The 24,498-nt window shown below is 65.0% G+C and carries 22 protein-coding genes; 5 read left to right on the plus strand and 17 right to left on the minus strand.

Features of this window, described 5'->3' with window-relative positions; all coding sequences use genetic code 11:
• Nucleotides 1-91: 91 nt before the first annotated feature.
• From ACYQ00_RS03640 to dctP, 3 genes are all read right to left on the minus strand, one after another.
• Nucleotides 92-1,372, minus strand: a complete 1,281-nt coding sequence (locus tag ACYQ00_RS03640) for a TRAP transporter large permease (protein ID WP_460030817.1) — start codon at nt 1,370-1,372, stop codon at nt 92-94.
• Nucleotides 1,369-1,839, minus strand: coding sequence for a TRAP transporter small permease (locus ACYQ00_RS03645; protein WP_460030818.1), 471 nt, complete (start codon nt 1,837-1,839; stop codon nt 1,369-1,371). Before ACYQ00_RS03645 ends, ACYQ00_RS03640 begins: the two co-directional genes overlap by 4 nt.
• Nucleotides 1,840-1,928: 89 nt before the next feature.
• Nucleotides 1,929-3,029: a DctP family TRAP transporter solute-binding subunit gene (dctP, locus tag ACYQ00_RS03650; RefSeq protein ID WP_460030819.1), complete on the minus strand. Its 1,101-nt coding sequence runs from the start codon at nt 3,027-3,029 to the stop codon at nt 1,929-1,931.
• Here dctP and ACYQ00_RS03655 point away from each other — a divergent pair.
• Nucleotides 3,028-3,351: a hypothetical protein gene (locus ACYQ00_RS03655; protein ID WP_460030820.1), complete on the plus strand. Its 324-nt coding sequence runs from the start codon at nt 3,028-3,030 to the stop codon at nt 3,349-3,351. The genes dctP and ACYQ00_RS03655 overlap by 2 nt on opposite strands.
• 69 nt (nt 3,352-3,420) lie before the next feature.
• Here ACYQ00_RS03655 and ACYQ00_RS03660 read toward each other — a convergent pair whose 3' ends face one another.
• From ACYQ00_RS03660 to lepA, 4 genes are all read right to left on the minus strand, one after another.
• Nucleotides 3,421-4,269, minus strand: coding sequence for a hypothetical protein (locus ACYQ00_RS03660; RefSeq protein ID WP_460030821.1), 849 nt, complete (start codon nt 4,267-4,269; stop codon nt 3,421-3,423).
• Nucleotides 4,270-4,316: 47 nt separating this feature from the next.
• A complete protein-coding gene (locus ACYQ00_RS03665; RefSeq protein WP_460030822.1) occupies nt 4,317-5,852 on the minus strand; it encodes a YifB family Mg chelatase-like AAA ATPase in 1,536 nt (511 codons plus the stop codon).
• 7 nt (nt 5,853-5,859) lie between these two features.
• The gene (lepB, locus tag ACYQ00_RS03670) at nt 5,860-6,462 is read right to left on the minus strand and encodes a signal peptidase I (protein WP_460030823.1); all 603 of its coding nucleotides are present in this window, start codon (nt 6,460-6,462) and stop codon (nt 5,860-5,862) included.
• Nucleotides 6,463-6,676: 214 nt separating this feature from the next.
• Entirely contained in the window at nt 6,677-8,482 is a 1,806-nt protein-coding gene (gene lepA / locus ACYQ00_RS03675; protein ID WP_460030824.1) for a translation elongation factor 4, read from the minus strand.
• Between the two features lie 350 nt (nt 8,483-8,832).
• On the opposite strand from lepA, the gene ACYQ00_RS03680 reads away from it, so the two are divergent.
• Together ACYQ00_RS03680 and acs are read left to right on the plus strand one after the other, a co-directional pair.
• Nucleotides 8,833-9,768 carry a LytR/AlgR family response regulator transcription factor gene (locus ACYQ00_RS03680; protein WP_460030825.1) on the plus strand — a complete coding sequence of 312 codons (936 nt, stop codon included), beginning with the start codon at nt 8,833-8,835 and terminating at the stop codon, nt 9,766-9,768.
• Nucleotides 9,769-9,855: 87 nt separating this feature from the next.
• Nucleotides 9,856-11,787, plus strand: coding sequence for an acetate--CoA ligase (gene acs / locus ACYQ00_RS03685; protein WP_460030826.1), 1,932 nt, complete (start codon nt 9,856-9,858; stop codon nt 11,785-11,787).
• Here acs and ACYQ00_RS03690 read toward each other — a convergent pair.
• From ACYQ00_RS03690 to ACYQ00_RS03730, 9 genes are all read right to left on the minus strand, one after another.
• A complete protein-coding gene (locus tag ACYQ00_RS03690) occupies nt 11,768-12,463 on the minus strand; it encodes a DUF3800 domain-containing protein (RefSeq protein WP_460030827.1) in 696 nt (231 codons plus the stop codon). The genes acs and ACYQ00_RS03690 overlap by 20 nt on opposite strands.
• A gap of 193 nt (nt 12,464-12,656) precedes the next feature.
• A complete protein-coding gene (locus tag ACYQ00_RS03695; RefSeq protein ID WP_460030828.1) occupies nt 12,657-12,788 on the minus strand; it encodes a hypothetical protein in 132 nt (43 codons plus the stop codon).
• Between the two features lie 116 nt (nt 12,789-12,904).
• Complete coding sequence (locus ACYQ00_RS03700) at nt 12,905-13,735, minus strand: P-loop NTPase family protein (protein WP_460030829.1); 831 nt, start codon at nt 13,733-13,735, stop codon at nt 12,905-12,907.
• Nucleotides 13,732-14,046 carry a hypothetical protein gene (locus ACYQ00_RS03705; protein ID WP_460030830.1) on the minus strand — a complete coding sequence of 105 codons (315 nt, stop codon included), beginning with the start codon at nt 14,044-14,046 and terminating at the stop codon, nt 13,732-13,734. Before ACYQ00_RS03705 ends, ACYQ00_RS03700 begins: the two co-directional genes overlap by 4 nt.
• Complete coding sequence (locus ACYQ00_RS03710) at nt 14,024-15,019, minus strand: metallophosphoesterase family protein (RefSeq protein WP_460030831.1); 996 nt, start codon at nt 15,017-15,019, stop codon at nt 14,024-14,026. Before ACYQ00_RS03710 ends, ACYQ00_RS03705 begins: the two co-directional genes overlap by 23 nt.
• Nucleotides 15,009-16,487 carry an ATP-binding protein gene (locus ACYQ00_RS03715; RefSeq protein WP_460030832.1) on the minus strand — a complete coding sequence of 493 codons (1,479 nt, stop codon included), beginning with the start codon at nt 16,485-16,487 and terminating at the stop codon, nt 15,009-15,011. Before ACYQ00_RS03715 ends, ACYQ00_RS03710 begins: the two co-directional genes overlap by 11 nt.
• Entirely contained in the window at nt 16,484-17,293 is an 810-nt protein-coding gene (locus ACYQ00_RS03720; RefSeq protein ID WP_460030833.1) for a tRNA1(Val) (adenine(37)-N6)-methyltransferase, read from the minus strand. The genes ACYQ00_RS03715 and ACYQ00_RS03720 overlap by 4 nt, the downstream gene beginning before the upstream one ends.
• A gap of 62 nt (nt 17,294-17,355) precedes the next feature.
• The gene (icd, locus tag ACYQ00_RS03725) at nt 17,356-18,498 is read right to left on the minus strand and encodes an NADP-dependent isocitrate dehydrogenase (protein ID WP_460030834.1); all 1,143 of its coding nucleotides are present in this window, start codon (nt 18,496-18,498) and stop codon (nt 17,356-17,358) included.
• Between the two features lie 113 nt (nt 18,499-18,611).
• Nucleotides 18,612-19,391 (minus strand): 3'(2'),5'-bisphosphate nucleotidase CysQ family protein, encoded by a 780-nt coding sequence (locus tag ACYQ00_RS03730; protein WP_460030835.1) that lies wholly within the window; start codon nt 19,389-19,391, stop codon nt 18,612-18,614.
• A gap of 171 nt (nt 19,392-19,562) precedes the next feature.
• Here ACYQ00_RS03730 and ACYQ00_RS03735 point away from each other — a divergent pair, with 171 nt between their 5' ends.
• Nucleotides 19,563-22,073, plus strand: coding sequence for a sensor domain-containing protein (locus tag ACYQ00_RS03735; protein ID WP_460030836.1), 2,511 nt, complete (start codon nt 19,563-19,565; stop codon nt 22,071-22,073).
• A gap of 63 nt (nt 22,074-22,136) precedes the next feature.
• Complete coding sequence (locus tag ACYQ00_RS03740; protein WP_460030837.1) at nt 22,137-23,948, plus strand: ABC transporter ATP-binding protein; 1,812 nt, start codon at nt 22,137-22,139, stop codon at nt 23,946-23,948.
• Here ACYQ00_RS03740 and ACYQ00_RS03745 read toward each other — a convergent pair.
• Nucleotides 23,929-24,297 carry a hypothetical protein gene (locus ACYQ00_RS03745; protein ID WP_460030838.1) on the minus strand — a complete coding sequence of 123 codons (369 nt, stop codon included), beginning with the start codon at nt 24,295-24,297 and terminating at the stop codon, nt 23,929-23,931. The genes ACYQ00_RS03740 and ACYQ00_RS03745 overlap by 20 nt on opposite strands.
• Nucleotides 24,298-24,498: the final 201 nt, after the last annotated feature.

Below are 24,498 nucleotides of genomic sequence, written 5' to 3' on the forward strand. Positions count from 1 at the left end.
AGGTTCCAGGACGCGCAACGCACATGCAATTGACTGCTCGATCCGCAACAGACAGCACACCGACCATAAAGGATGAATGCCCATCCATCAATCACGAAAACAAATAGCCCGGCAACCACGTGGTAAGCGGCGGCCAGAAGGCCACCGCTGCCAGGACCGCCAGCAGGGCGGCCACATAGATCACACTGGCCCGGCTGGCTGCCCCCATGCCCTCCCCGGCCATGGCGCTGGAGAGCATCAGGCACACCCCCATGGGCGGCGTGAGCATGCCGATGGCCAGATTCAACACCACCATCACGCCCATCTGCTCCGGTGCAAGGCCGGTCACTGCCGCCAGAGGGGCCAACAAAGGCACAAAGAGCAGCAGGCAAGAGGTGGTCTCCAGAATGGCGCCTGCCAGAAGCAACACCAGATTCACGGCCAGAATGAGCGCCACCGGCGAGCCGGCCGCCTCGGTCATGAGCGCCCCGACCCGCGCCGGCGCATGATCCATGGCCAGAATCCAGGTCAGCGGCGTGGCTGCGGCGATGATGCACAACACCTTGGCCGAGGCCACCCCGGCTTCCAAAAAGCACTGCGGCAGCTGACGCAGGGGAAGTTCCCGGGTGCCAATAAGCCCCACGCCGACCACATAGGCCAGCCCCAGGGCTGCGGCTTCCGTGGCCGTGGCCATGCCCAGGAAAATCGTCCCCACCACCAGCACCGGTGCAGGCAGAACCCAGGCAGCGCGTCGCAGCGCCTGGGCCAGAGACTGGCGGGGGATGCCGTCATCGGTGCTGGTCGGGTGCCGATCTCCAGACTCCGAAACCCAGGCCACGCCAGCCAGCACCAGGGCCATCAGCAGGCCGGGAAAGAGGCCGGCGGTGAACAGCCGCCCCACGGACACGCCAGTGATGGCGCTGTACACGATCATCGGGATGCTTGGCGGGATGACGATGCCCATGGCCCCACCCGCAGCCTGCAGCGCCGCAGCCCTGGCCGGCCGCACCCCGCGGGCCAGCATGGCCGGGATGAACAGGGCCCCCACGGCGCTCACATCCGCCGCTGCCGAGCCGGACACCCCGGCAAAGAGCATCGAGGCCAGCACGCAGGCCAGCACCACGCCCGCCTTGCCCCGGCCAAGCGCCGCCAGGGACAGATCCAGCAGCCGCGTCAGCAGGCCGCCGGCCTCCATCACCTTGCCCATGGCCATGAACAGCGGCACGGCCAGGAGCGCCTGCAGGCTGGCTCCGCCGTGCAGGCGTTCCACCAGCAGCGCCATGGGGTACTCTCCCCACCACAGCCCCGCCGCGCCGGCCGCGCCCATGGCCACAAACACCGGCGCGCCCAGCGCCACCAGGGCCAGGAACAGGCCCAGCGCCAGCAGGGTCATTGCCGCTCCGAAGGGGCCTGCCGCGACGCCAGCAACCGCGCCAGGCTATGCGCCAGGCTATGCAGCAGCAGCAACCCCGCGCACACCGGAATGGCTGCATACGAGATCACCTTGCTCACCCCCAGGGACGGGTACTGCTGCGGCCAGAGCATGCCGCAGAGCAGACTGCCCTGATACAACAGCACTGCGAAGAAAAGCATGCCCACGGCCAGACAGATTCCCTGTGCCAGCACTGCTGGTCCCGGGCCGATGCGCTCGGAGGCCCAGTCCATGAAAATGTCGATGCCCAGATGCGCCCCGCGCCGCCAGGCCACGGCGCCGCCCAGGAAGGTCAGCCAGACCAGGAGCACCTGCGCCAATTCATCGGGCCAGGGTAGGGAATGATTGAAGGCATACCGACACACGGCCTGCAGGCACAAAATGGCGGCCACGGCCAGACACAGCAAGGCCAGAAGCAGTTCCGACACCCCTCCGCCCCATCGGGAGGCCCGGCTGAGCCACCGGCTTGTGAGGGCGATTGCCTGCTGCAGCCCGTGGGGGGTCGCCCGTCTCGCGCTCACTGCCCACCTGCCGGCCGAGTTGCCGCCAGCACGCGTTGCAACAACACATGCACATCCGGATCCTTGAACACGGGCGAGTCCTGCATGCCTGCGGCACGGCGGCGGAAGCCCTCCAGATCCGGCTCGGTCACGATCATGCCGGAGGCCTTGAGCGTTTCAAGGTAGGTCGCCTCATGCTCTCGGGACCAGACCCGTTCCTGCACCGCGGCCTGGCGCATGGCGGTCTCCACGGCCTGTTGCAACGCCGGGTCCAGCCTGGCAAACCAGCGCGCCCCCGCCAGGCAGACATGGGCCGAGTAGACGTGCCGGGTCAGGGCCAGATGCTTCTGGACTTCATAGAGCCGGGCCTCGGCCACCACCCAGAGCGGATTCTCCTGACCATCCAGCGCGCCCTGGGCCAGTTCGGTATAAATGGGCCAGCCCATGGGCGTGGGGTTTGCGCCGAGCATGCGCCACAGGGCGTGGTGCATGGCCGAGCGCATGACCCGGATCTTCAGTCCGGTCACGTCCTCCACCCGCTGCACCGGCCGGGTGCCGGTGGTCAGATGGCGAAAGCCGTTTTCCGAAAACGCCAGCCCCTTGAATCCCACCGAGGACAGCCGGCCCAGCAGTTCCCCCCCCAGCGGGCCGTCGAGAATCGCGTCGGTCTGGGCGTGGTCGGCAAAGAGGTAGGGGTAGCTGATCACGGCCATGGACGGCACAAATTCTTCCAGGGGACCGGAAGTGATGATGGCCAGCTCCACCGCGCCAAGCTGGACCTGTTGCAGGATGGCCGTTTCATCCCCCAACGAGCCGGAATGCTGGATATTCACCGTGAGCGCGCCGGAGGTGGCCTGCTCCACCAGGGTCTTGAAGGCCGTGGCCGTGACGTGCTGGGCCGAGCCGGGCGCGGTGACGATGGCCAGGGAAACCGGACGCCCCGCCCCCCAGGCCAGAGCAGGCAGCACCAGAGCAGGCAGCACCAGACTGGACAGCAAAAGACACCACAGCAGCAGCCCCGCCGCGCCCCAGCGCAGGCGGATGCGGCGAGTTGCCCGGCAGGCGGGCTTGCCCAACACCGCCAAAGGACCTATAGATAGCTGACGGGAGTCTGTCATGTTCACACTCAATGGCGTTGTCATCGACACATCCACCTTTGTGCACACGGGGCCGGCAGCCATTGAAACATGGACCGGGCCCCCTGCCCGTGAATTGTGGACCGGCCCGGCGGCCCGGGAAGTCTGGACCGCGCCGGCAGGCCGGGAAGTCTGGACCGGCCCGCCCGGTCAGGTGGTGGTTGGCGGCAGCGGGCACACCATCGCCAGCCCGGCCACGCAACCTTTCGTCACCACCGGGGCCGGCATTCTGCTGGTGGACCGCGCCACCAACCCCGATTTCATCGAACGCGCCGGCGGGGCCATCGTTTACCGCCGAGTCTAGCGACGGCGATATCTAGCGACGGCGGTATCTGGCGACGTCGAAATCTGGCCTCGGCGCGCTTGACACATCTTATTGTTTGACGGTCTTGGGCCGGGGCTGTGCGCCCTGACCCATTTTTTTCTGCCCTTGCTTATCCTGCAGCTGGCTGGCGCTGGGCGGCTTTTCCGCACCGCACGGGGCCGGGCTCAGGGCCGGGAGCCGCGCCGCCGCGCCCAGGACGGGCATGAGCTGCTGCAGGGCGGCCAAGCCCTTGAGCTGCTTGCCATATCGATCCCACGGTGCGCCGGCCTGGATAAAATCCGCCTCGAACCGGGCCAGATCCGGCCGGGCGCCGGCGGCCAGCCAGGCCGCGGCCAGGGGGGTCGCCTCGCCCGCCGCGGCCAGCGCTTTCAGGCGGGGGGTCAGCGTCTGGGCCACCCACTGCGGATCCGCCCCGCGCCCCTGGGCCACAATGATGAAGGCGTGAAACTCCGCATCCGGCCCGGCCAGGCCCTTGGTCGGCCAGCCTGCGTCCTTGAACAAGGGTGATTCCAGCATGCCGCGCAGCAGGACCAGATTCTCCGCCCCCACGCGCTGGGCCAGGCCGGGCGTGTCGCCCGGTGCGAGGAAATAGTCCACATAGGCCCGCTTGACCTCGTCAGGCCAGGAGACGGTCGCCACTTCGTACAAGGCGTCGCGGATGCGCAGATTCTCCTCGGCCATGGCCCGGAGCGTGGCCGTGGCGCCAGCCATGTCCGCTGCCGGGGTGCGTTTGGTTTTCCCGAACGGCTCCAGCTCCTTGCGCAGGGTTTCCAGGCGGTCCTGGGCCTGACAAAGGGCGGCGTCCAGATCGGCCGGAGCCGGCTGGGCCAGGGCCACAGAGGGCCAGCACACACACAGCAACACGAGCATCCTCAGCGCCAGCAACGAACCACGCATGGCGGGTACCTCCGGTGTTCGGTGACGTCGGGGACGACAGGCCAGCCTCAGACAGCCTGATGTCGGTCGAGCGTCCGATAGTTGATGGCTTCAGCCAGATGCTCCACGCGCAGGGCGTCGGCGTCTTCCAGGTCGGCAATGGACCGGGCAATGCGCAGCACCCGCGTGAAGGCCCGGGCCGAAAGCCCCAGCCGCTGCACGGCCTTTTCCATGAAGGCCCGGTGCGCAGCTTCCAGGGGACAAAACTGTTCCAGCCATTTGCCGGAAAGATCCGCATTGGTCCGGCAAGGCGTGCCGGCATAACGGGCGGCCTGGCGTTCCCTGGCGGCGAAGATACGCCGGCGCATGGTGGCCGAGTCCACCCCCGAGGCGCGCTCGAGCAGGTCGCCATGCGGCACGGCCGGCACCTCCACGTGCAGGTCGATGCGGTCCAGCAGGGGCCCGGAAAGCCGGCCACGATAGCGCTGCCGTTGCGCGGGATTGCAGGTGCAGGGGTGGCGGGCATCGGTCAGGTAGCCGCAGGGGCAGGGATTCATGGCCGCCACGAGCATCATGTCCGCAGGGTAGGAAAGGCTCACCGCGGCGCGGGAGATGGTCACCTCGCCATCCTCCAGCGGCTGACGCAGGACCTCCAGCGCACTCTTCTTGAATTCCGGCAGCTCGTCCAGGAAGAGCACGCCGCGGTGCGAAAGGGAGACCTCACCCGGCCGCGGATACGTCCCCCCGCCCACCAGACCGGCGTCGGAGATGGTGTGGTGCGGACTGCGAAACGGCCGGGACACCACCAGGGCCTGCCCCGAGCCCAGCCGGCCGGCCACGGAGTAAATCTTGGTCACTTCCAGAGCTTCGTCAAAGGTCAGCGGTGGCAGCACCGAGGGGATGCGCTGGGCCAGCATGGTCTTGCCCGAGCCGGGCGGTCCCACAAAGAGCAGATTATGCCCGCCGGCCGCGGCAATCTCGATGGCCCGTTTGGCGTGCTCCTGGCCTTTGACCTCGGCGAAGTCGATGTGGAACACCTCGCGCTCGCGCCACAGGGTCGAGAGATCCGTCTGCACGGCCGCGATGGGCCGTTCGCCGCTCAGGTGGGCCACGGCCTCGCCCAGGCTGGCCACGGGATGCACGGCCAGTCCTTCCACCACGGCCGCCTCGGCCGCATTGGCGGCCGGGCACAAAAAGCCCCGCGCCCCCTCCTCCCTGGCCCGGATGGCCAGGGGCAGCACACCGGGCACGGCCCGCAATTCGCTGGTCAGGGACAGTTCGCCGCAGGCATGCCAGCCGGCCAGCGCCTCGGGCGGCAGCACTTCCGCCGCAGCCAGCAAGGCCAGGGCCAGGGGCAGATCAAAGCCGCTGCCTTCCTTGCGCCGGTCGGCAGGAGCCAGGTTCACGGTGATGCGCGCTGGCGGCAGCCGGTAGCCGGCATTTCTGAGCGCCGCAAACACCCGCTCCTTGGACTCCCGCACCGCCCCCTCGGCCAGACCGACCATGGAGAAGCTCGGCAGGCCCTGGCGGGCGCAGTCCACCTCCAGGGAGACGGCAAAGGCGTCGATGCCGTAGAGAGCGGCGCAGGCGGCAGCGGCGATCATGCCGGCGTCAGTGCACGACGTTCCCGATGCGGTTCCAGCGGATGGAGCCCATGCTCTCCCAGGACCAGTAAATCATCCAGGCCTTGCCCCGCAGGTTGCCCTCGGGCACAAAGCCCCAGAACCGCGAATCCAGCGAGTCGTCCCGGTTGTCACCCATCACAAAATAGTTGTCGTCAGGCACGACGATGGGGTCCTTGTGGTCCCGCGGCCCCTGGACCACGTTCGGGTCCATGAACTGGGTGTAGGATTCCTCAAGGGGCTGGCCGTTACGGTAGACCTTCTTGTCCTTGATCTCGATGGTGTCCCCGGGCACGCCGATGACGCGCTTGATGAAATCCTTGGACGGATCATTGGGATTTTCAAAGACAATGATGTCGCCGTGTTGCGGCGTATTCCACATGGCGGCGTAGCTGTGCGTGAAGGGCACCTTGATACCATAGGCCAGTTTGGAGACGAGCAGATAGTCGCCAATCTGCAACGTCTGGAGCATGGAGCCGGACGGGATGGTGAACGCCTGAACGACAAAGGCGCGGATGAACATGGCCAGAACGAAGGCGATGATCAGCGCCTCCGCGTATTCCTTGAGCATTTTTTGCCAGCGAGGTGTCATGCACGTGTCCTTAGTTGAATGCCGAACGCCGCCGCGCCGAAGTGAAGTGTGAGGGAAGAAGCCGGAAAGGAACCGAGAAACCAGGGGGAAACCTTTCTGGAGAAAGGTTCTCCCCCTGGCCCCCCTTCCAAAGACTTTTACTTTGGGGAACCCATTGTAACTATCTGGAGGAGGGAACCTCTTTCAAGAGGTTCCCTCCTCGGTTCCGATTCTGTTAGTCGTCTCCCACTTTCAGGGCGGCGAGGAAGGCTTCCTGCGGAATTTCCACGTTGCCCATGCGCTTCATGCGCTTTTTGCCTTCTTTCTGCTTTTCCAGCAGTTTCCGTTTACGAGTAATGTCCCCGCCGTAGCACTTGGCGGTGACGTTCTTGCGCATGGGCGCGATGCGCTCGCGCGCGATGACCTTCATGCCGATGGCTGCCTGAATAATGACTTCAAAGAGCTGCCGGGGGATGGTGCTCTTGAGTTTGGAGGCCACGCCCCGGCCCATGCGGTAGGCGTTGTCGCGGTGGACGATGGTGGAGAGCGCGTCCACGGGGTCTGCATTGATCATGATGTCCAGCTTGACCAGATCCGCGGGCCGGTAGTCGATGATCTCGTAATCCAGGGAGGCGTAGCCCTTGGTGCAGGACTTGAGCTTGTCGAAGAAGTCAAAGACGATTTCCGCGAACGGCAGCTCATAAGTGATGATGACTCGGGAGGAGGTCAGGAAGCGGACATCCTTCTGGATGCCGCGGCGCTCCTCGCACAGGGCGAAGATGGCCCCCACGAACTCATTGGGCACGTGAATTTCCATGCGCACGTAGGGTTCGGCAAAGGAGGCGATTTCTCCGGGCGGCGGCAGGGAGGCCGGATTGTCGATTTCGATGACCTTGCCCTTGGTCGTCTCCACCCGGTAAGCCACGGTGGGCGCGGTGGTGATGAGCTGGGCCTCGAACTCGCGTTCCAGCCGTTCCTGGATGATTTCCATGTGCAGCATGCCCAGAAACCCGGCGCGGAAGCCGAAGCCCAGGGCCTGCGAGGTCTCCGGTTCAAAGCTGAAGGCCGTGTCGTTGATCTGCAGCTTTTCCAGGGCGAATTTCAGGGACTCGTATTCCGCCGGCTCCGTGGGGTACAGCCCGCAGAAGACCATGGGCTTGATCTTTTTGAAGCCGGGGAAGGGATTATCCGTGGGGTTGAGGGGATCGGTGATCGTATCCCCCACGTTGGCGTCGTGCAGATTCTTGATGTTGGCTGTCAAAAAACCCACCTCGCCCACGGAAAGCTCCTGCACGGCCAGGGCATCGGGCGAAAAGACACCCAGGCGGGTCACTTCAAAGTCCTTTTTGGTGGAATGCATGCGGATTTTCTGGCCCACCCGCACGGTGCCGTCCAGGATGCGGAAAAGCACCACCACGCCCTGGTAGCTGTCGTGCCAGGAGTCGAAAATGAGCGCGCGCAGCGGGGCGTTCGGATCGCCCGTGGGCGGCGGCAGCTTGGAGACGATGGACTCCAGCACCTTTTCCACGTTGAGCCCGGTCTTGGCCGAAACGGCAATGGCCTCGGCGCAGTCCAGCCCGATGCTCTCCTCCACTTCCTGCTTGACGCGGTCGGCGTCGGCACTGGGGAGGTCCACCTTGTTGAAGACGGGGATGATCTCCAGATTGTGGTCCAGGGCCAGATAGACGTTGGCCAGGGTCTGGGCTTCCACACCCTGGGTGGCGTCCACCACCAGCAGTGCGCCCTCGCAGGCAGCCAGAGACCGGGAGACCTCGTAGCTGAAGTCCACGTGGCCGGGCGTGTCGATGAGATTGAGGATATAGCGGTTCCCATCGGCAGCCTTGTACGGCAGACGTACGCTTTGGGCCTTGATGGTGATGCCGCGTTCGCGTTCCAGCTCCAGCCGGTCCAGGTACTGCTCGCGTTTGTCGCGGTCAGTGATCAGGCCCGTTTTTTCCATGAGCCTGTCGGCCAGGGTGGACTTGCCGTGGTCGATGTGCGCGATGATGCTGAAATTTCGTATGAATTTTGGATCGGTCATTCGGTATATCTGACACAGTGTATGGCGTTGAGTCCGGCTTTGAATCCGGTCGGATACTGACGCGTCTGGCAATGCAGATGCCCGGCGGAACCGGCCACAGGGGACCAGCCGCAGGGCTGAGATCGCACCGGCGCGTTGGAGCCCCGCTGCGGGCATCCCCTGGCGCGTCCGGCGCTGGACCTCTCTTACTGGAAAGCCCCGGCGAAGTCTAATGCAAAGGCCCATGGGCAGATGAAAAAAAGGTCAGCCTGCAAGGAGAGGGAGCGCTCACAGCCAAACGGCAGCCGCCGGGCACCCTCCCCCCTCCCCCCCCCTTGACGGAGACCCGCCTCTTCTAGATACCTTGGGCCATGTCGCGCACCCGTCTGAACGCCCTGTTGCTGCACACGGATCCTCAGATCCGCCATACCCTGCGGGAGTTGCTGACCCGTTCCGAACTGGTGCGCGTGCTGGGCGAGGCCGTGCGTGGTGAAGAAGCCCTGGCCCTGCTGGAGGCGCTCCGGCACGATGTCTGCTTTCTTGCCGTGGATCTGGAAACGCCCGGCGGCGGGTTCGAGCTGGTCCAGCATCTGGCCCGCCTGCCGCACCGGCCGGCCCTGGTCTTTCTGGCCGAGGACGAATCCCGCGCCTTCCAGGCCCTGGAACTCGGGGCCACGGATTACCTGCGCTGGCCCTGCCCGGCCGCCCGGCTGGAAAAAACCTTCGAACGTCTGGCGCTCTATAAATCGCGCAGCCGCCTTGTCCCGCCACCGCAAGAGGATTGGGGCAACTGGGAACCCGGCCGGGGTGAGGACGATTCCTACCCCGCCGCCTCCCACGCCCCCAGCCTGCAGGACGAACGCGAGCAGACCCTGCAGCTGCCCCTGGAGGAAGACGAGCAGGACCGCTTCCTTTCCGCCCTGCACGAGGCCTGGGACCACCAGCGCACCGTGCCCGCCGGCCCGCCCGTGGAGCTGGAAAAGCTGGCCATTTCCCTGGAAGGTCGCACCATTCTGCTGCCATACAGCCAGATTATCTTTGTGGAGGCTGTGGAGGACTATACCTACGTCCACACTGCATCCCAGAAATTCCTGACCTCGTACCGCCTCAAGCACCTGGAGGAGCGGCTCCGGCGGCGGCGCTTTTTTCGAGTCCACCGCAAATATCTGGTGAATCTGGAGATGGTCACGGAAATCGCTTCCCTGCCCGGCTCCAATTTCATGCTGCGCACCACCGGCAAAACACGCATCGAACTCCCCATCAGCCGCCGCAGGGTGGGCGAACTCAAGGAAATGCTCGGCCTGTGAGACGTTCGCCGACAGATCTGCACCGTTCGCCGATTTCGGACCGCCCTGGGCTGGTCCTTCCCCCACGAGCGCGCTAGAGGAAGCGGCATGGTAGGCCTACCTAAGAACTCCGGCTTCGCCCCCCTTGATTCCCTGTTGCACGAAGAGCGGGTCTTTCGACCGCTGCCCGAAACCCTGGCCACAGCCCTGATCCCCCCTGCCCGCCTCCGCCAGGCCCGGGAGCAGGCTGCCGAAGACATCCTGGGCTTCTGGGAAGAAGCCGCCGAAGAGCTGGACTGGTTCGAGCGCTGGAGCAAGGTGCTTGATGATGCAGACGCTCCCTTCTACCGCTGGTTCCCGGGCGCGCGCTGCAACATCGTCTACAACGCCCTGGACCGCCACATCCAGACCGCAGCCAAGAACCGCCTGGCCCTGATCTGGGAAGGCGAACCCGGCGATTGCCGCACCTTCACCTACTACGAACTCTTCCGCCACGTGAACCGCTTTGCCAACGCCCTCAAATCATTGGGCGTGCGCAAGGGGGATCGCGTGGTCCTGTACATGCCTTCCCTGCCCGAGACGGTCATTGCCATGCTGGCCGTGGCCAAGATTGGCGCGGTGCATTCCCTGGTCTTTGCCGGCTATTCGGCCAAGGCCCTCAAGGACCGCATCGACGATTCCAGGGCTGTCTGCGTGGTGACCGTGGACGGGTTCTACCGCAACGGCCGGGTCATGCAGCTCAAGCAGGTCCTGGACGATGCCCTGCTCCTGGGTGGGCACGCGCCGGAAACCATCGTCGTCTGCCACCGCGTGCACGTGGACGTGGAAATGCAGGACGGCCGCGATTACTGGTACGAAGAACTGGTCCGCGCCGAGCGGCCCCAGTGCCCCTGCGAGGTCATGGACTCGGACGACATGCTCTTCATCCTGTACACCTCCGGCGCCACGGGCAAGCCCAAGGGCGTGGTCCACACCCACGGCGGGTACATGGTGGGCGTCTCACGGACCTTCCGCTGGGTCTTCGACATCAACCCCACCGATATTTACTGGTGTACCGCGGATCTGGGCTGGATTACCGGCCACAGTTACGGCATCTACGGCCCGCTCATGGCCGGGGCCACCACGGTGCTTTATGAGGGCCACCCCCTCTACCCCCAGGCCGACCGCCTCTGGTCCACCATCGCCCGCTACGGGGTGACCATCCTCTACACCGTGCCCACGCTGATCCGCATGCTCATGCGCTTTGGCAAGGAGCTGCCCCGCCGGCATGATCTCTCCACCCTGCGTCTGCTGGGTTCCGTGGGCGAACCGCTCAACCCCGAGGCCTGGGTCTGGCTGCACAAACACATCGGCCGCCAGCAATGCCCCCTGCTGGACACCTGGTGGCAGACGGAAACGGGCATGATCATGCTCAGCCCCCTGCCCGTGTCCCTGCTCAAGCCCGGCTCCGTCACCCGGCCCTTGCCGGGCATTGAGGTGGATGTGGTGGACGCCGCCGGCGCCCCCGTACCGCCGGACAAGGGCGGGCTCCTGGTCATCAGGACGCCCTGGCCGGCCATGCTGGCTGGGATATACAATGATCCCGACCGCTACGTGGAAGAATACTGGTCCACCATCCCTGGCGCGTACCTGACCGGCGACGTGGCCCGCAAGGACGAGGATGGCTATCTCTGGATGCAGGGCCGGGCCGACGACGTGCTGGTTATTGCCGGGCACCGTATCGGCGCGGCCGAGCTGGAAAGCGGGCTGGTCTCGCACAAGGCCGTGGCCGAGGCCGCCGTGGTGGGCGTGCCGGACGCCATCCGGGGCGAGGTGGCCAAGGCCTTCGTCATGCTCAGCGAGGGCTACGAACCCTCCGCCACCCTGATCAAGGAACTCAAGGACCACCTCAAACGCGAACTCGGCCCCGTGGCCGTGCTGGGCGCCATGGAATTCCCCGCGAGCCTGCCCAAGACACGAAGCGGCAAGATCGTACGGCGGATTTTGAAAGCGCGGGAACGAGGGGAAGAGGTGGGGGATGTTACCGGCGTCGAAGAGTGAGGGGATTCAGGCAACTTTGCCTCGATGCCACTGCCTTTCCAGCGGAATACGGATAATGATGCGTCATGTGAGGATACAGGATATCAAAGGCGGATCTATCCTGTTGCTCATAGCGTCGCCACACCAGATGCGCCAGATAGTCAGCCACCTGAACGCTCTTGTTCGATACGCTTTCGAGAAAACGGCAAGTCAATTTCGTTTCACTATCAGTCTCTGCAAGGCATGATTTGAAGTATAGTTCAAGACCGTTGGCATATTTCATCTTTATTGATCTGTTGTCCGGAAATAGCGCCACCTGCTTATGCTGCATGGCCAGCTGCAGCAACATTCCTTTTACCGTGATGTTATAAAGAACATCCTGATTATCCCGAATATTTGCCCTGACAAATTGCTTTTCAATAGTTGTGGCAAAGAGTTTGATCCGGCCTCGCCGAGCCAACCCTGCCAGCTTGTTCGCGACATGGACTCTATCTGCCATGTCCAGATGGTGCCCCTTGAGCTCAGTTCCCTTTTCCCAGGCTTTGCGACGGTGCATATCCTTGGCGAGCCTGCCAAGATACTTCGCATTGTCATGAGAAACAACTATTGCAGAAACGGTAAAGAACCTGCTTGACCCTCCTTTTTTATACGGCGCATCGAACTTCCAGCCCAGATCGCCACTTTCGTCGATATACACCTGCACAACTCTCCCCACACAAAAAAAGGGCTACACGCCCTTATTGATGGCGCCTGGAGACCGGTGCAGTTACACTACACTTATGATGCCGGCAGGCGTCACGGTCATCCAGGACTTACCCGTTGAAAAGAAAATAAACGTTTTCCCGGATTGAGTCAACCCGGCCCCGTGATTCCGGGACGCTCCTCGCCCCCTAGAAAAACACCCGCTCGTACACCCGGCACAGCCAATGGGCCAAGACAGCGCTCACTCCCAGGTTGCGCAGGCGGCAGTAGACGTGGAGTGGGTTGCAGTGGTGCTGAATGGCGTTGCGGATGGCGTCCATGCGGGTCCTCCTTGACGGCTGCCTCGCGCCGGGCAGTTGCTTCCTTGCGAGCTGCGGCATGCGGCGGAGGCGGGAAACGGGTACGTCCTTGCTGATCGGCCGGAGGCGGGAAAGGTTTACCCCTCTGGCTCATGTGAAGTCATTGCAGAAATCAAATGCAAGCCGCGTGCCGCGCTGGGCAATCCGCGTGCCGCGTCGGGCGCTTCATTCCCCTCGCCTGCCACATTTCCGACCGCATCGGTTCCTTCCCGCTGTTTTCGCTGGGTCTTGCGGCCGAATTCCAGGATGGTCTGCACCTCCACACCGTGCTGCCGCGAGGGGGTCAGTCCCAGGATGCGGTCGGCCTTGAGGGCAAAAAGATCCATGGGGTGATGGCTGATGACCAGCACCTGCAGGCCCAGGGCCCGGGCCGTGCGGGCCACCAGATCCATGAAGCGGGGGACGAGATCCGGCTTGAGCCAGCAATCCCCCTCGTCCAGCACCAGGAACGGCCGGTGTCTGGCCGGGTCCAATTGGGACAGGGCGATGAGCCGCAGGCCGGCGGAGACGATGTTGCACACCGAGCCGCCCTGGCCGCGGCGGATGTCCTCGTCGCCGTCCGGACTTTCGATGTAGAACTCAATGGCCAGACGGCCGTCCTTGACGCTGCGGCGGGTCCGGGCCTGGCGTTCCTGCCCCAGGATCTCGCGGATGGCCTGGGTGAGCGTCGATTCCACGTCACCAAACATCTGGTCAAAGAGCCGGCGCGTCAATTCGTCCAGAAGCTCCTGGGCTCGCGGGGCCGCGTCCAGAAAGGCATCCTGGGCCGCAAGGGCCTGCCGCTGTTGGCCAAGGCGGGCGTGGGCCTGATCGGCGCGGGCTTCCAGGCGGTCCAGACGCCGGCCCAGTTCGCGCAGCTGGCGGGAGAGGGCCGTCAATTCGGCGTCGCTTCCGCCGGCGGAGGTCATTCCCCGGCTCCCGCGGCCTGCTCCACCTCGCGCAGCCGGGCCTGCACGCCGCTGATGTGCTCGCGGTAGGCAGCCACGCGGCGCTCGTTCTCGGCCCGGCGTTCGTCAAGCAACTTCTGCAACGATTCCGGATCACTGACGCCATATTCCCGCAGGGCTTCCTCTTCCAGTTGGGTCAGCTGGGCCTCCAGGCTGGCCAGCTGCTCTTCGGCGCGGACTTTTTCTTCCTTGAGCCGTTCAAAGCCGCTGCGCAGCTGGGCCAGCTCCTGCTCCAGGGCCGCGTCACGATCAGGCGTTCTCGGTGCCGCCATGGCTGATCTCCTCGTACAACTTAAGAATAATAGTGGATTCCGGCAGGGCCGGGTCGAGATTGTCTTCCAGAAACTGCCTCAGGCCCGCGCCCTCATGGGTCCGCCGCCAGGTCAGGCGCTCCAGGCCCTTTAGGAACAGGGACTCGCCGCCCTCCTTGACCTGCATCTCCGGGAAGGGCTGGTCCGGGAAGACTTCCTCAAAGGGCAGGAAAGGCACCTCCAGGCGCTCCAGTGCCGTCGCGCCCGGGCGCCAGATGGCCGCCGCAGGCCGGCGTTCCTTGACGCGGGGGGCGAAGCTCATGCGGGTCAGACTGCCGATGTTGACCCAGGTGGTCATGCCGCGCCGCTGGGGCGGCTGGGGCTGATGAAGGTGGCCGTTGATCAGCCAGTCCACGCCCGGCAGCTCGCGCAGGGGCTGGCGCTGGTCGGCGTAATCCGGAAAACCCAGCCCGTGGTGCGAGACCCACAGGACCGTGTCTTCGCCATGACGCTCCACGGCCTTGGGCAGGGGCGACATGTCTGGCGAGGCGCCCAGCAGGGCCAGCTGCCCGCCGGCGGCGAGGCGGCATTGCGGTCCGGCGGTCTTCATGACGTGGATCACCCCGGCGCTCTCCAGCACGGCCATGGAGACGTCATCCGTGTAATTCGCCTGCCATTTGTCGTGGTTTCCCACCAACACCCAGCATTTGAGCGGTGTTTCGGCCAGGGGCTTGAACAATTCGATGCAGCGGATCAGCAGCGTGTTCGGATTCTCCCGCGGCCAGTGGAAGAGATCCCCGCAGATGACCGGCAGCAGATCGCGGGCCACGGCCTGCTCCAGGCAGAACGCCAGCTTGGCCAGGGTCTGCTCGGTGTAGCCCGGCAGGCGCTGTCCTGGCGGGGTCCCGGCCAGATGGATGTCCGTAAAAAAGAGGATCCCCGAACAGGCGATGGTTGGAATCTCAGGATATTCAGAAGGATGCTCAATGCCCATGGCTGCCCTCCAGAAATTCGCGCACGGTCTCGCGGCCCAGGGTCTGGCCGCAGGTGGGGCAATGGCCCAGGGTCTCCAGCCGGGTGGCGATGGTTTCGCGACACGCCAGTAACGCTGTCTCCGCGGCCTGCACGCGCGCCTGCAGCTGCTCGCGTTGGAGACGCAGGCGGACCTGCGTTGCCAGCAACTGCGCCAGAGGCAAGACGGGGGCAAGCACCGGCGCCATCTGCACCTCGCCCAGGGCTGCGGCACGCCGGGCTGCGACGGCCCGTTGCCGGCCGAGGGCCTGGAGCTGCCGGCACAGGGCGGCGGGATGGAGGGTGTCTTCCAGCACGGGAGGCGGCAGCAGCGCCGCCACGGCTTCGCGTCGGGCCGTGAAGGCGCGCAGCGCCCTCCCGATGCCCCGCAATTGTTGCGCAAGCTGCCGCAGCCGCAGCACCTCCTGCAATGCCGGCGGCCCGGCCAGGGGCTGCAGGACGTTGGCCCGACTGGCCTGCACACGCCGGCGACGCTCCAGGGAACGGCGCATCTCCGTCAGCCGGACCAGTTGTCGCACCGGCTCCAGAGCCGGCGGCGCAAGCAGGGGCGTTAGAGACTCGCGACGCCTGGAGGTCAGCGCCTGGGCCTGTTCCAGGGTCACTCGTCGGGTCAGGGTCCGGGCCAGGCGGTCCACTGGCTCCAGCGCCGGCGGGGCGGCCAGGGCCTGCAGGGCTGCGCCACGGGCCTGCAACCGGGCGCGGCGGACGCGCAGTCCGTTCAACACCTGCACCCGACGCGCCAGCTGCGGCAGGGCCGCGGCCTGGGCGGCCAGGGCGGATTCTTCAGCCTCGGCGGCCTCCAGGGTCAGGGCGATGTCCGGCAGCGGGGCCAGGCGGTCCAGCAGGCCGCGCTCAACCTCCTGCTGCTGCTGCAGGGTCTGGCGCTCCTTTTTGGTGTCCCGGACCTTGGCCTTGAGCAAATCCTGCATGGCCAGCAGGTGCGCGCCCTCGCTGGAAGCGGCAAAGAAATGAGCGATCTGCCCGGGGGGCCGGTCAATAAGAAAGATTGGCGAGCGCTGGTCGCCCAGGTGTACGTCCACCGTGTTTTTATCATCAATGGCCACGGGTTGGATCTGCAACAGCTCCAGCACCTGGGGCGGGGCCTTGCCCTGGCCGGTCTTGTAGAATGTCTCCGGCTCTTCTCCCTCCTGGCGGCCGGGGCGGTCTATTTCGTACCAGGATGTGGTCTTTTTGCGATGCCAGCGCAGGACCGTGCCATCCTCCAGCTCCACAGCCACAGTGGCCTGCCTGGCGCCGTGGCGGATAAAGGCCCGGCCCAGGGCGGGATTCTCGCTCAGGCAGCGCAGAGCCTCCACCACGGCGGACTTGCCGGTGTTGTTCGGCCCGGTAAGCACGGTCACGCCCGCGGCCAGGGTGATTTCGCTGTGGCTGTGGGCCATGAAGTTGTGGAGGATGATTTTTTTAATCATGACAACGCATTCCCCGCATTGCAGGCCAGCCAGGGGCAGAGCGCCAAGACGTCTTCGGATAGCGGCGCACGGCCGCTAGCGGAAAGCGGCGCACAACCGTCAGCTGATTCGCAGACCGGCGCGTCGGCCGCGTCGGCGTACAGCACCAGCGGCGGCTCGACGAGTAACTCCCGCCCCGAGCCCTTGCGGGCCTCCAACAGGATCAATCGCGCCGGCCGGCCAGCCCGCGGGTGGAGGCAGCGCAGGCGCTTGGGCTCCAGGCCGGCGGCCACGCAGGCCGTCATCAGTTCGGCCAGGGCATCGGCCCGGTGCACCAGACAGCAGCGCCCCCTGGACACCAGGGCATGGCCGGCCAGACGCAGAAAATCAAGCAATTCGACCCCATCCACATAAAATCTGGCTGCCTGCCGGGCTGAAGCCGCCGGCCGGCCCGTACCCGGCGCACGCCAGGGCGGATTGCAGACCACCAGATTGACGCTGCCGGCAGCAAGGCACTCCCGCCCGTCCCGCACGTCGGCCTCCACAAATTGCCCCCGCGATTCCAGCCCCAGCCGCCGGGTATTCTCCCTGGCGCAGGCGAGCATGGCAGGATCGGCATCCAGGCCGATGAGGGTGGCCGATTCGTCCTGCAACAGCATTCCCAGGCCGATGACACCGGATCCGCAGCCCAGATCCAGAATCCGGTCGCCTCGCCGCAAACCATGCCCTGCCCAGGCGGCCAGGAGCAGGGAATCCATGGCAAAGCGGAACCCGCCCTCGGGCTGGGCCAAACCGCGGGGGAACAGGCTGGGCGGCGGCGTGGACATGGGAACAGCCCTGCGGGGAGGGCCACAATTTCGCAGCCCTCCCCGTCAAGCATGCCAATGTGTTACATGGCCGCGAGCAGCAGATCGCCAAAGGCCGTGCAGCCCACGGTGGTTGCGCCCTGCATCTGGCTGGCCAGATCCACGGTGACGGTCTTGTTGCCGATGACCGTATTTACCGCGGCGTGGATGGCCTGGGCGGCCTCGTGCCAGCCGACGTGCTCCAGGAGCATGGCCCCGCACAGCACTAGGCTGCAGGGGTTGGCCTTGTCCTGGCCGGCGATGGTCGGGGCGGTGCCGTGGGTGGCTTCGTAGAAGGCCAGGCTGTCGCTCATGTTCACGCCGGGAGCCATGCCCAGCCCGCCGACCTGGGCGGCCAGGGCGTCGGAGATGTAGTCGCCATTCAGGTTGGGCGTGGCCAGGACGCTGTACTGCTCGGGGCGGATCAGGGCTTCCTGGAACATGGCGTCGGCGATGCGGTCCTTGATGACCACCTTGCCGGCCACGGGATCTTTTTCCGTGCAGGTGGCGTCGGCGAATTCCTCGGCGGCCAGTTCATAGCCCCACAGACGGAAGGCGCCTTCGGTGAACTTCATGATGTTGCCCTTGTGCACCAGGGTCACGGAGGGCTTGCCCTGGGCCACGGCGAATTCGATGGCCTTTTTGACCAGCCGCTTGGAGCCTTTCTCGGTCATGGGCTTCACGCCCACGCCGGCGGCCAGATCCACCCTGGCGCCCATCTCATCCCGCAGAAAGGCCAGGAGTTTCTTGGCTTCCGGGGTGTTGGCCTGGTACTCGATGCCGGCGTACACGTCTTCGGTGTTTTCGCGGAAGACGGTCATGTCCACCAGATCCGGCCGTTTGACCGGGGACTCGATGCCCGTGAAATACTTGATGGGGCGGATGCAGGCGTAGAGATCCAGGGTCTGGCGCAGGGCCACGTTCAGGGAGCGGATGCCGCCGCTGACGGGCGTGGCCAGGGGGCCCTTCATGGCCAGCTCAGCGGTCTTCAGGGCCGCCAGGGTGGCCTCGGGCAGATAGGAGCCGGTTTCGGCGTTGGCTTTTTCACCGGCGAGCAGCTCGGACCAGTCCAGGCCGCGGCCGTCGGAATAGGTCTTGGCCACGGCGGCGTCAATGACCTGCCGGGCAACGCGGAAGACCTCGGGCCCGATGCCGTCGCCTTCGATGAAATACACAGTCTTGCGCATGGAACAATGCCTCCGGAAGCGAAGTGGGTTGCCGCGTTGTACGGGAGGCAGGGGGCTTGCGCAAGGGGCGGCTACGTGGGAACAGGAGGATGTTCCACCGTGCGCCTCCCTGCTCAGGCTTCGGCCACAAATGGCAGATTGATGAGATTTTCCTTGTTGTAGCGGATGGGCCGGCCCTGAAGGTCCTGTACTGTGCCGCCCGCGCCTTCCACGATGGCCTGGCCGGCGGCGGCATCCCATTCGTAGGTGGGGTACAGGCAGGGGAAGAGGTGCGCCTCGCCCTTGGCCAGCAGGCAGAACTTCACCGCCCCGCCACGGCAAAACCGCCGGGCCACGGGCTTGTTCAGCAAAAACGCATCCAGCTTGGGCGTTTCCCGGCTCTGGCTGCAGAGCACGGTCAGCCCTTCGCCCGGGGCGGGCTTGCGGGTGCGAATAATTTCGAGGGCTCGGCCAGGGACCTGCATCCGGCTGCCCAGGCCCGGGCCACCGGCATAGAGCACATCCTCCGTGGGGATGTGGATGCAGCCGGCGGTGCTGCGCCCGTGCTGCACCAGGGCGATGGCCACGCAAAAATCACCGTTGCGGCGCAAAAAGCCTTTGGTCCCGTCCAGAGGGTCCACCAGAAAAAATTGCGTCCAATCGCACCGTTGTGCGTAGGGAATGTCCTCCCCTTCCTCGGAGAGCACGGGCACGCCGGGGAACTCCCTGGCCAGAAAGGCAGCAATGCAGGCATGGGAGGCTGTGTCCGCCTCGGTAACGGGCGAGTTGTCCGGCTTTGTCCATTGCGCCAGGGGTTTGCCGTAGTGTGAAGCGACAAGCTGACCAGCCGTGCGGCCAATTTCCTGCAAGGCTGGCAGCACGCTGGCGGGGTCGAGAAGAGGGTTGGATGGCATTGCTGATTTCTAGGAGAATGTCTGCGGCTTGGCAAGTTCGGCCTCCCGGCGCAGCCCAGGTGTCCCGCGGCGGGGACCTGTTTGCAATACTGCAAATTTCCGATATGCTTGAGCCAGACATCTTGTGTGAAATGCACCTCGACCACGGCGCATCCAGGCGCAGCATGTTGCATGAGTTCAACGCCAAGAAACACCACGCCCAGCAGCGGCACATCCGCTCCGACCGCCGCCCCGGGCGACGGCGCGGCGGTCGCAGTGGTTGACGCGTTGTCTGCAACCCAACAGGTGGAGCAACTCCAACAGCAGGTGGAGCAGCTCCGGGCCCAGGTGGAGCGGCTGACCCTGGAAAAAATCGCGTCGCTGGATGCCCTGGAAAGCGCCGTGCTCCTGGGCGTGTTCCGCCCGGATACGGACGAGGAATCCGGGGTGCAGCACATCCTGCAGCAGACCATGGCCAAGCTGGAGGAACTGCTGCCCTTCCAGGCCATGGCCATGTACCTGGTGAACGAAGAAGATGCCTCCTTTGAGCTGAGCCTGTGCACCCCACCGGAACTGCGTGAGGCTCTTGATGCGGAAACTGAAGATTTAATTAACGAAAGCGCCTTTGCCTGGGCGCTTTCCTCGCGCAAGCCGCGCCTGCTGACGGCCCGCAGGCTCCCCGGCCGGCTTTTTTTACACCCCCTGGCCACGGCCTCACGCATACGGGGCATGTTCATCGGCCTGCTGGATCAGGCGCTTTCCGGCTTGCAGGACATCAATCATTCCCTGGCTTCCATTGTCTTGCTGACCAGCGCCGCAGCCATTGAAAGTTACGAAGTCTATGCCTACATCAAGTCCCTGAACCGGGCGCTGGAATCCAATGTTGCCCGGCTGACCGACTCCGAGCGCCATCTGCTGGACCGTCGATCCCAGCTGCAGCAGGAGGTGGAGGCCCGCACCACGGCCCTGTTCCTGGAAGTGCAGGAACGCCGGAAAACGCAAAAAGCCCTGCAACGCGAACGCGACTTTATCCAGACCATCTTTGACACCGCCGGCGCGCTCATTGCCGTGATGGACGTCAACGGCCGGCTGCTGCATTGCAACCATGCCTTTGAACTTGTCACGGGGTATCAGTCCCAGGACCTGAAAGACCATCCCTTCCAGGAACTGCTGGCCATCCAGGACGCCGGTGTCTCCTTTTCCGCCAGCCTCAAACGTCTGGCCAGCCATGGCGACGTGCTGCGCGAGGAACTCCCCCTGCGCACCCGCACCGGCGCGCGGCGTCATGTCAGCTGGTCCATCACCGCCATGCACCTTGGCGAGGGCGAGGCCGTGGGGCACATTGTGGCCACGGGCATGGATATGACTGAAAAACGCAGCGCTGAAGACGCCCTGCGTGATAGCGAAGCCCGTTTTCGCGCCGTGTTCACCGAGGCGGGCATGGGGATTGCCCTCTTCGATGTCTCCGGCTTCTGCCTGGACGCCAACCCCTGCCTCGCCGCCATGCTCAAACGCTCCTCCCACGAGCTGCCCGGCACCCTGCTCATCCGCCATGCTCATCCTGGCGACGCCCAGGCCCTTGGCGAGGCCATCAAGGACCTCTTCCGCAACCCCGGCCCCACCAAGCGCCTGGACATCCGTTTTGTGGACAGCACCGGCCGCCGGCTCTGGACCCAGTGCGCCCTGAGTCTGGTCGCCGCCCGCGGCGGCCGCACCACCTACGGCTTCGCCACCATCGAAGACGTGACCCGCCGGCACGAAATGGAAGAAGCCCTGCGCTCCGCCGAAGCCACCTACCGGACCATTTTCGAAAACGCCGTGGAAGGCATCTTCCAGGCCGAGCTGGACGGCGGCTTCCGCCGCATCAATCCGGCCATGGCCCTGATGTTCGGCTACCCCTCCCCGGCCCTGATGGCCCAGGAGGTCTCCAGCGCCCTGGAGCTGCTCTGCCAGCGCCCCGAGACCCGCGCCGCGCTCCTGGAACTCCTGAACACCCAGGGCCATGTGGCCAACTACGAAACCCAGGCCCGGCACCGCGACGGGCACACCATCTGGGTGAGCCTCTCCGCACGCGCCTTGATGGATGACACCCGCACCGTGCGCCACCTGGAAGGCCTGGCCGAGGATATTACCGAACGAAAAGCCTGCGAGCTCATTCTGCACCAGAAAGCCACCAGGGATGAGCTTACCGGCATTCCCAACCGCTACCAGTTCATGGAGCGTTTTGAGCAGCAGCTGGCGCAAAGCCGTCGCACCAAACAGCCCATGGCCGTGTTGTACATCGACCTGGACGGCTTCAAGCAGGTCAACGACACGCATGGCCACCACGTTGGCGACCATGTGCTTGCCGAGGCAGCCCAGCGTCTGGATGATCGCGTCCGCAAGTCCGACTTCGCGGCCCGTCTTGGAGGCGACGAGTTCGGCGTGCTGCTCATGGGCATCTCCAGCAATGACGTGACCCACGCCTGCCAGAGCATCATTGAGGCGCTCTCGCGGCCTTACAATCCGCAGTCCCCCAGTGGTCCGGTGGAGTGCGTCATCGGCGCCAGCATCGGGGTCAGCACCTTCCCCGAGCACGGCACCGATACCACCACCCTGCTGCGCAAAGCGGACGCGGCCATGTATCAGGCCAAACAACGCGGCGGGAACAGCATGCAGCTGTATGCAGAGCCCGAGGCCGGCCCTCCTGCCGCCAAACCCTGAACCCACTCCACGCCGCCAGCAGCCACGCCGTGACAGCGCGGCTTTTCAGAGGCGCCCCCCGCCATGTCCACTCCCCCTTCCCGCCTTTTCGGCCACGCCGTGTGGCCACTCTTCCTGTGGGCCAGGCCGTACAAGGCCCGCTTTGGGCTGGGGCTGGGTTTTAACGCCCTGGCCCGCTTCTTCGATCTGGTGCCCATGGTCCTCATCGGCCGGCTGGTGGATGCCATGACCAGGCCGGCGGACGGGGCCTCTCCCCCGGGGCTCGATGGAGCTGCCTTTTTGCACTATGGGCTGGCCGTGCTTGGCGCCTTCTGCTGCCTGGCCTGCTTCCAGAGCATTTCAGACTATCTGCTGGACTCCATGGCCCAGAAGATCCGCCACGATCTGCGCACGGATCTGTACGCCGCCCTCTCCCGCCAGGACCTCTCCTTTTTCGAGGACCGCCAGACCGGGGATATCCTCGCCGTGGTTTCCAACGATGTGGACAACCTGGAAGCCTTCTTTTCCGACGCCACCACCAGCATGGTCCGCACGGTGATCACCTTTGCCGGCACCTTCGGATTCCTCTTCTGGCTGGATTGGCGGCTGGCCCTGCTCCTGGCCGGACCACTGCCCCTGGGCATCTTTGCGGTCCGCTTCTTCGCCACCCGCGTGCAACCGCAATATCGCAAGGCCCGACAAAGTGTGGGGGAAATCAATTCCCTGCTGGAGAACAACATCCAGGGCATGGGCGTCATCCAGGCTTACACCGCGGAAACCAGCCAGGCCGCACGCATCGCCGAGCAGTCGGCCACCTATCGCGACGCCGCCATCCGGGCCGCCTTTGAGCGTGCCCGGTTCATCCCCCTGCTGTACGCCGTGGCCGGCGTGTCCTACGCCGTGCTCATTGCCGGCGGCGGCTGGCTCACGGCCGAAGGGTACGGGCCATCCCTCGGGGATTACACCACCTTTGTGCTCATGGCCATGCGACTCATCCTGCCGTTGTTTGTATTTGGGATGCTCATCAACCAGATCCAGCGGACCGAAGCCTCGGCCCAACGAATCCGGGGGCTGCTGGCCACGGAACCGCGGGTGGTGGACACGCCTGGAGCCGTGGCCCTGCCCGGAACGCCCCAGACGCTGGAATTCCGGGAAGTCAGCTTTGCCTACCCCGGCCGGGAGCAGGTGCTGAATCGCGTCCAGTTCTCCCTGCGTCAGGGTCAGGTACTGGGCGTGGTCGGACCCACGGGCGCGGGCAAATCCACCTGCATCAAGTTGTTGTTGCGATATTACGATCCCACGGGCGGGGCCGTGCTGCTCAATGGCCGGCCGCTCTCAGACTACACTCTGGCCAGCATCCGGCGGCACCTGGGCTACGTTTCCCAGGAGGCGTATCTGTTCCACGGCACCGTGGCCGAGAACATCCGCCTGGGAACGCCAGAGGCTGACATGGACGCCGTGCGCCAGGCCGCAGCCGTGGCCGGGGCGGATGAGTTCATCGAAAAACTGCCCCAGGGCTACGAGACCATGGTGGGTGAACGCGGGGTGAAGCTCTCCGGCGGGCAGCGCCAGCGCATCTCCCTGGCCCGGGCCGTGCTGCGCGACCCGGCCATCCTCATCCTCGACGAGGCCACCTCGGCTGTGGACACGCGCACCGAGGCGCTCATCCAGCAGAATTTACAACGTTTTCGCCAGGGCCGCATGACCTTGGCCGTGGCCCACCGCCTCTCCACCATTCGCCACAGCGACGACATTCTGGTCCTGGTGGATGGTGTGGTGGTCGAGCGCGGGGATCATGCGGCGCTCCTGGCCCGCCACGGCGCCTACGCCCACCTCTGGCACGTGCAAAGCGGCGAGCAGGACCTCGAAACTACAACTACTCCAGCTGGTCAATGAACAATTCCAGCTCGTTGGGCTGACCATCCTGATAGTCATCCGGGTACAGCAGGCTGGCTTTGTAAAAGACGCTCTGCACCGACCGCGCCTGCTTGGCACGCATGGCCATACTGCGGACCTGATCGTTGATCATTTCCGCATACTGTTTGGGAATATCCTGCAACAACGGGGTGATAGTCTGGGGCAGGTCGATGAGCGCTGCGCACTTGGCGTCCAATGCCGCGGCGTGGGCGGCGGTATCATAGCCATTGTCCAGGGCGGCGCGGGCCTGGGATTCCAGTGTCCGAACCTGCGTCGCCGTCTGACGCAGCAGCGCCAGGGCGGTGGTCAAAGCGGTGTCGGCAGTCATGCGATCCTCTCTTGCTACAGCGGCATTTCGCTGCGGGGTGCGCCCCCGGCAGGGGCATCTGCAATGGCGGAACCTCGCTTCAGCGTCTGAAAATCTATGGCAGGGATAGACGGAAGTCAATGCGCCGCCCCGACTCAAGAATCTAGATAAAATCTAATGCCTATGCCTGGTTGCATAATACCCTGGCTGCGGCTACAATCG

Source organism: Megalodesulfovibrio paquesii, from assembly GCF_054653055.1.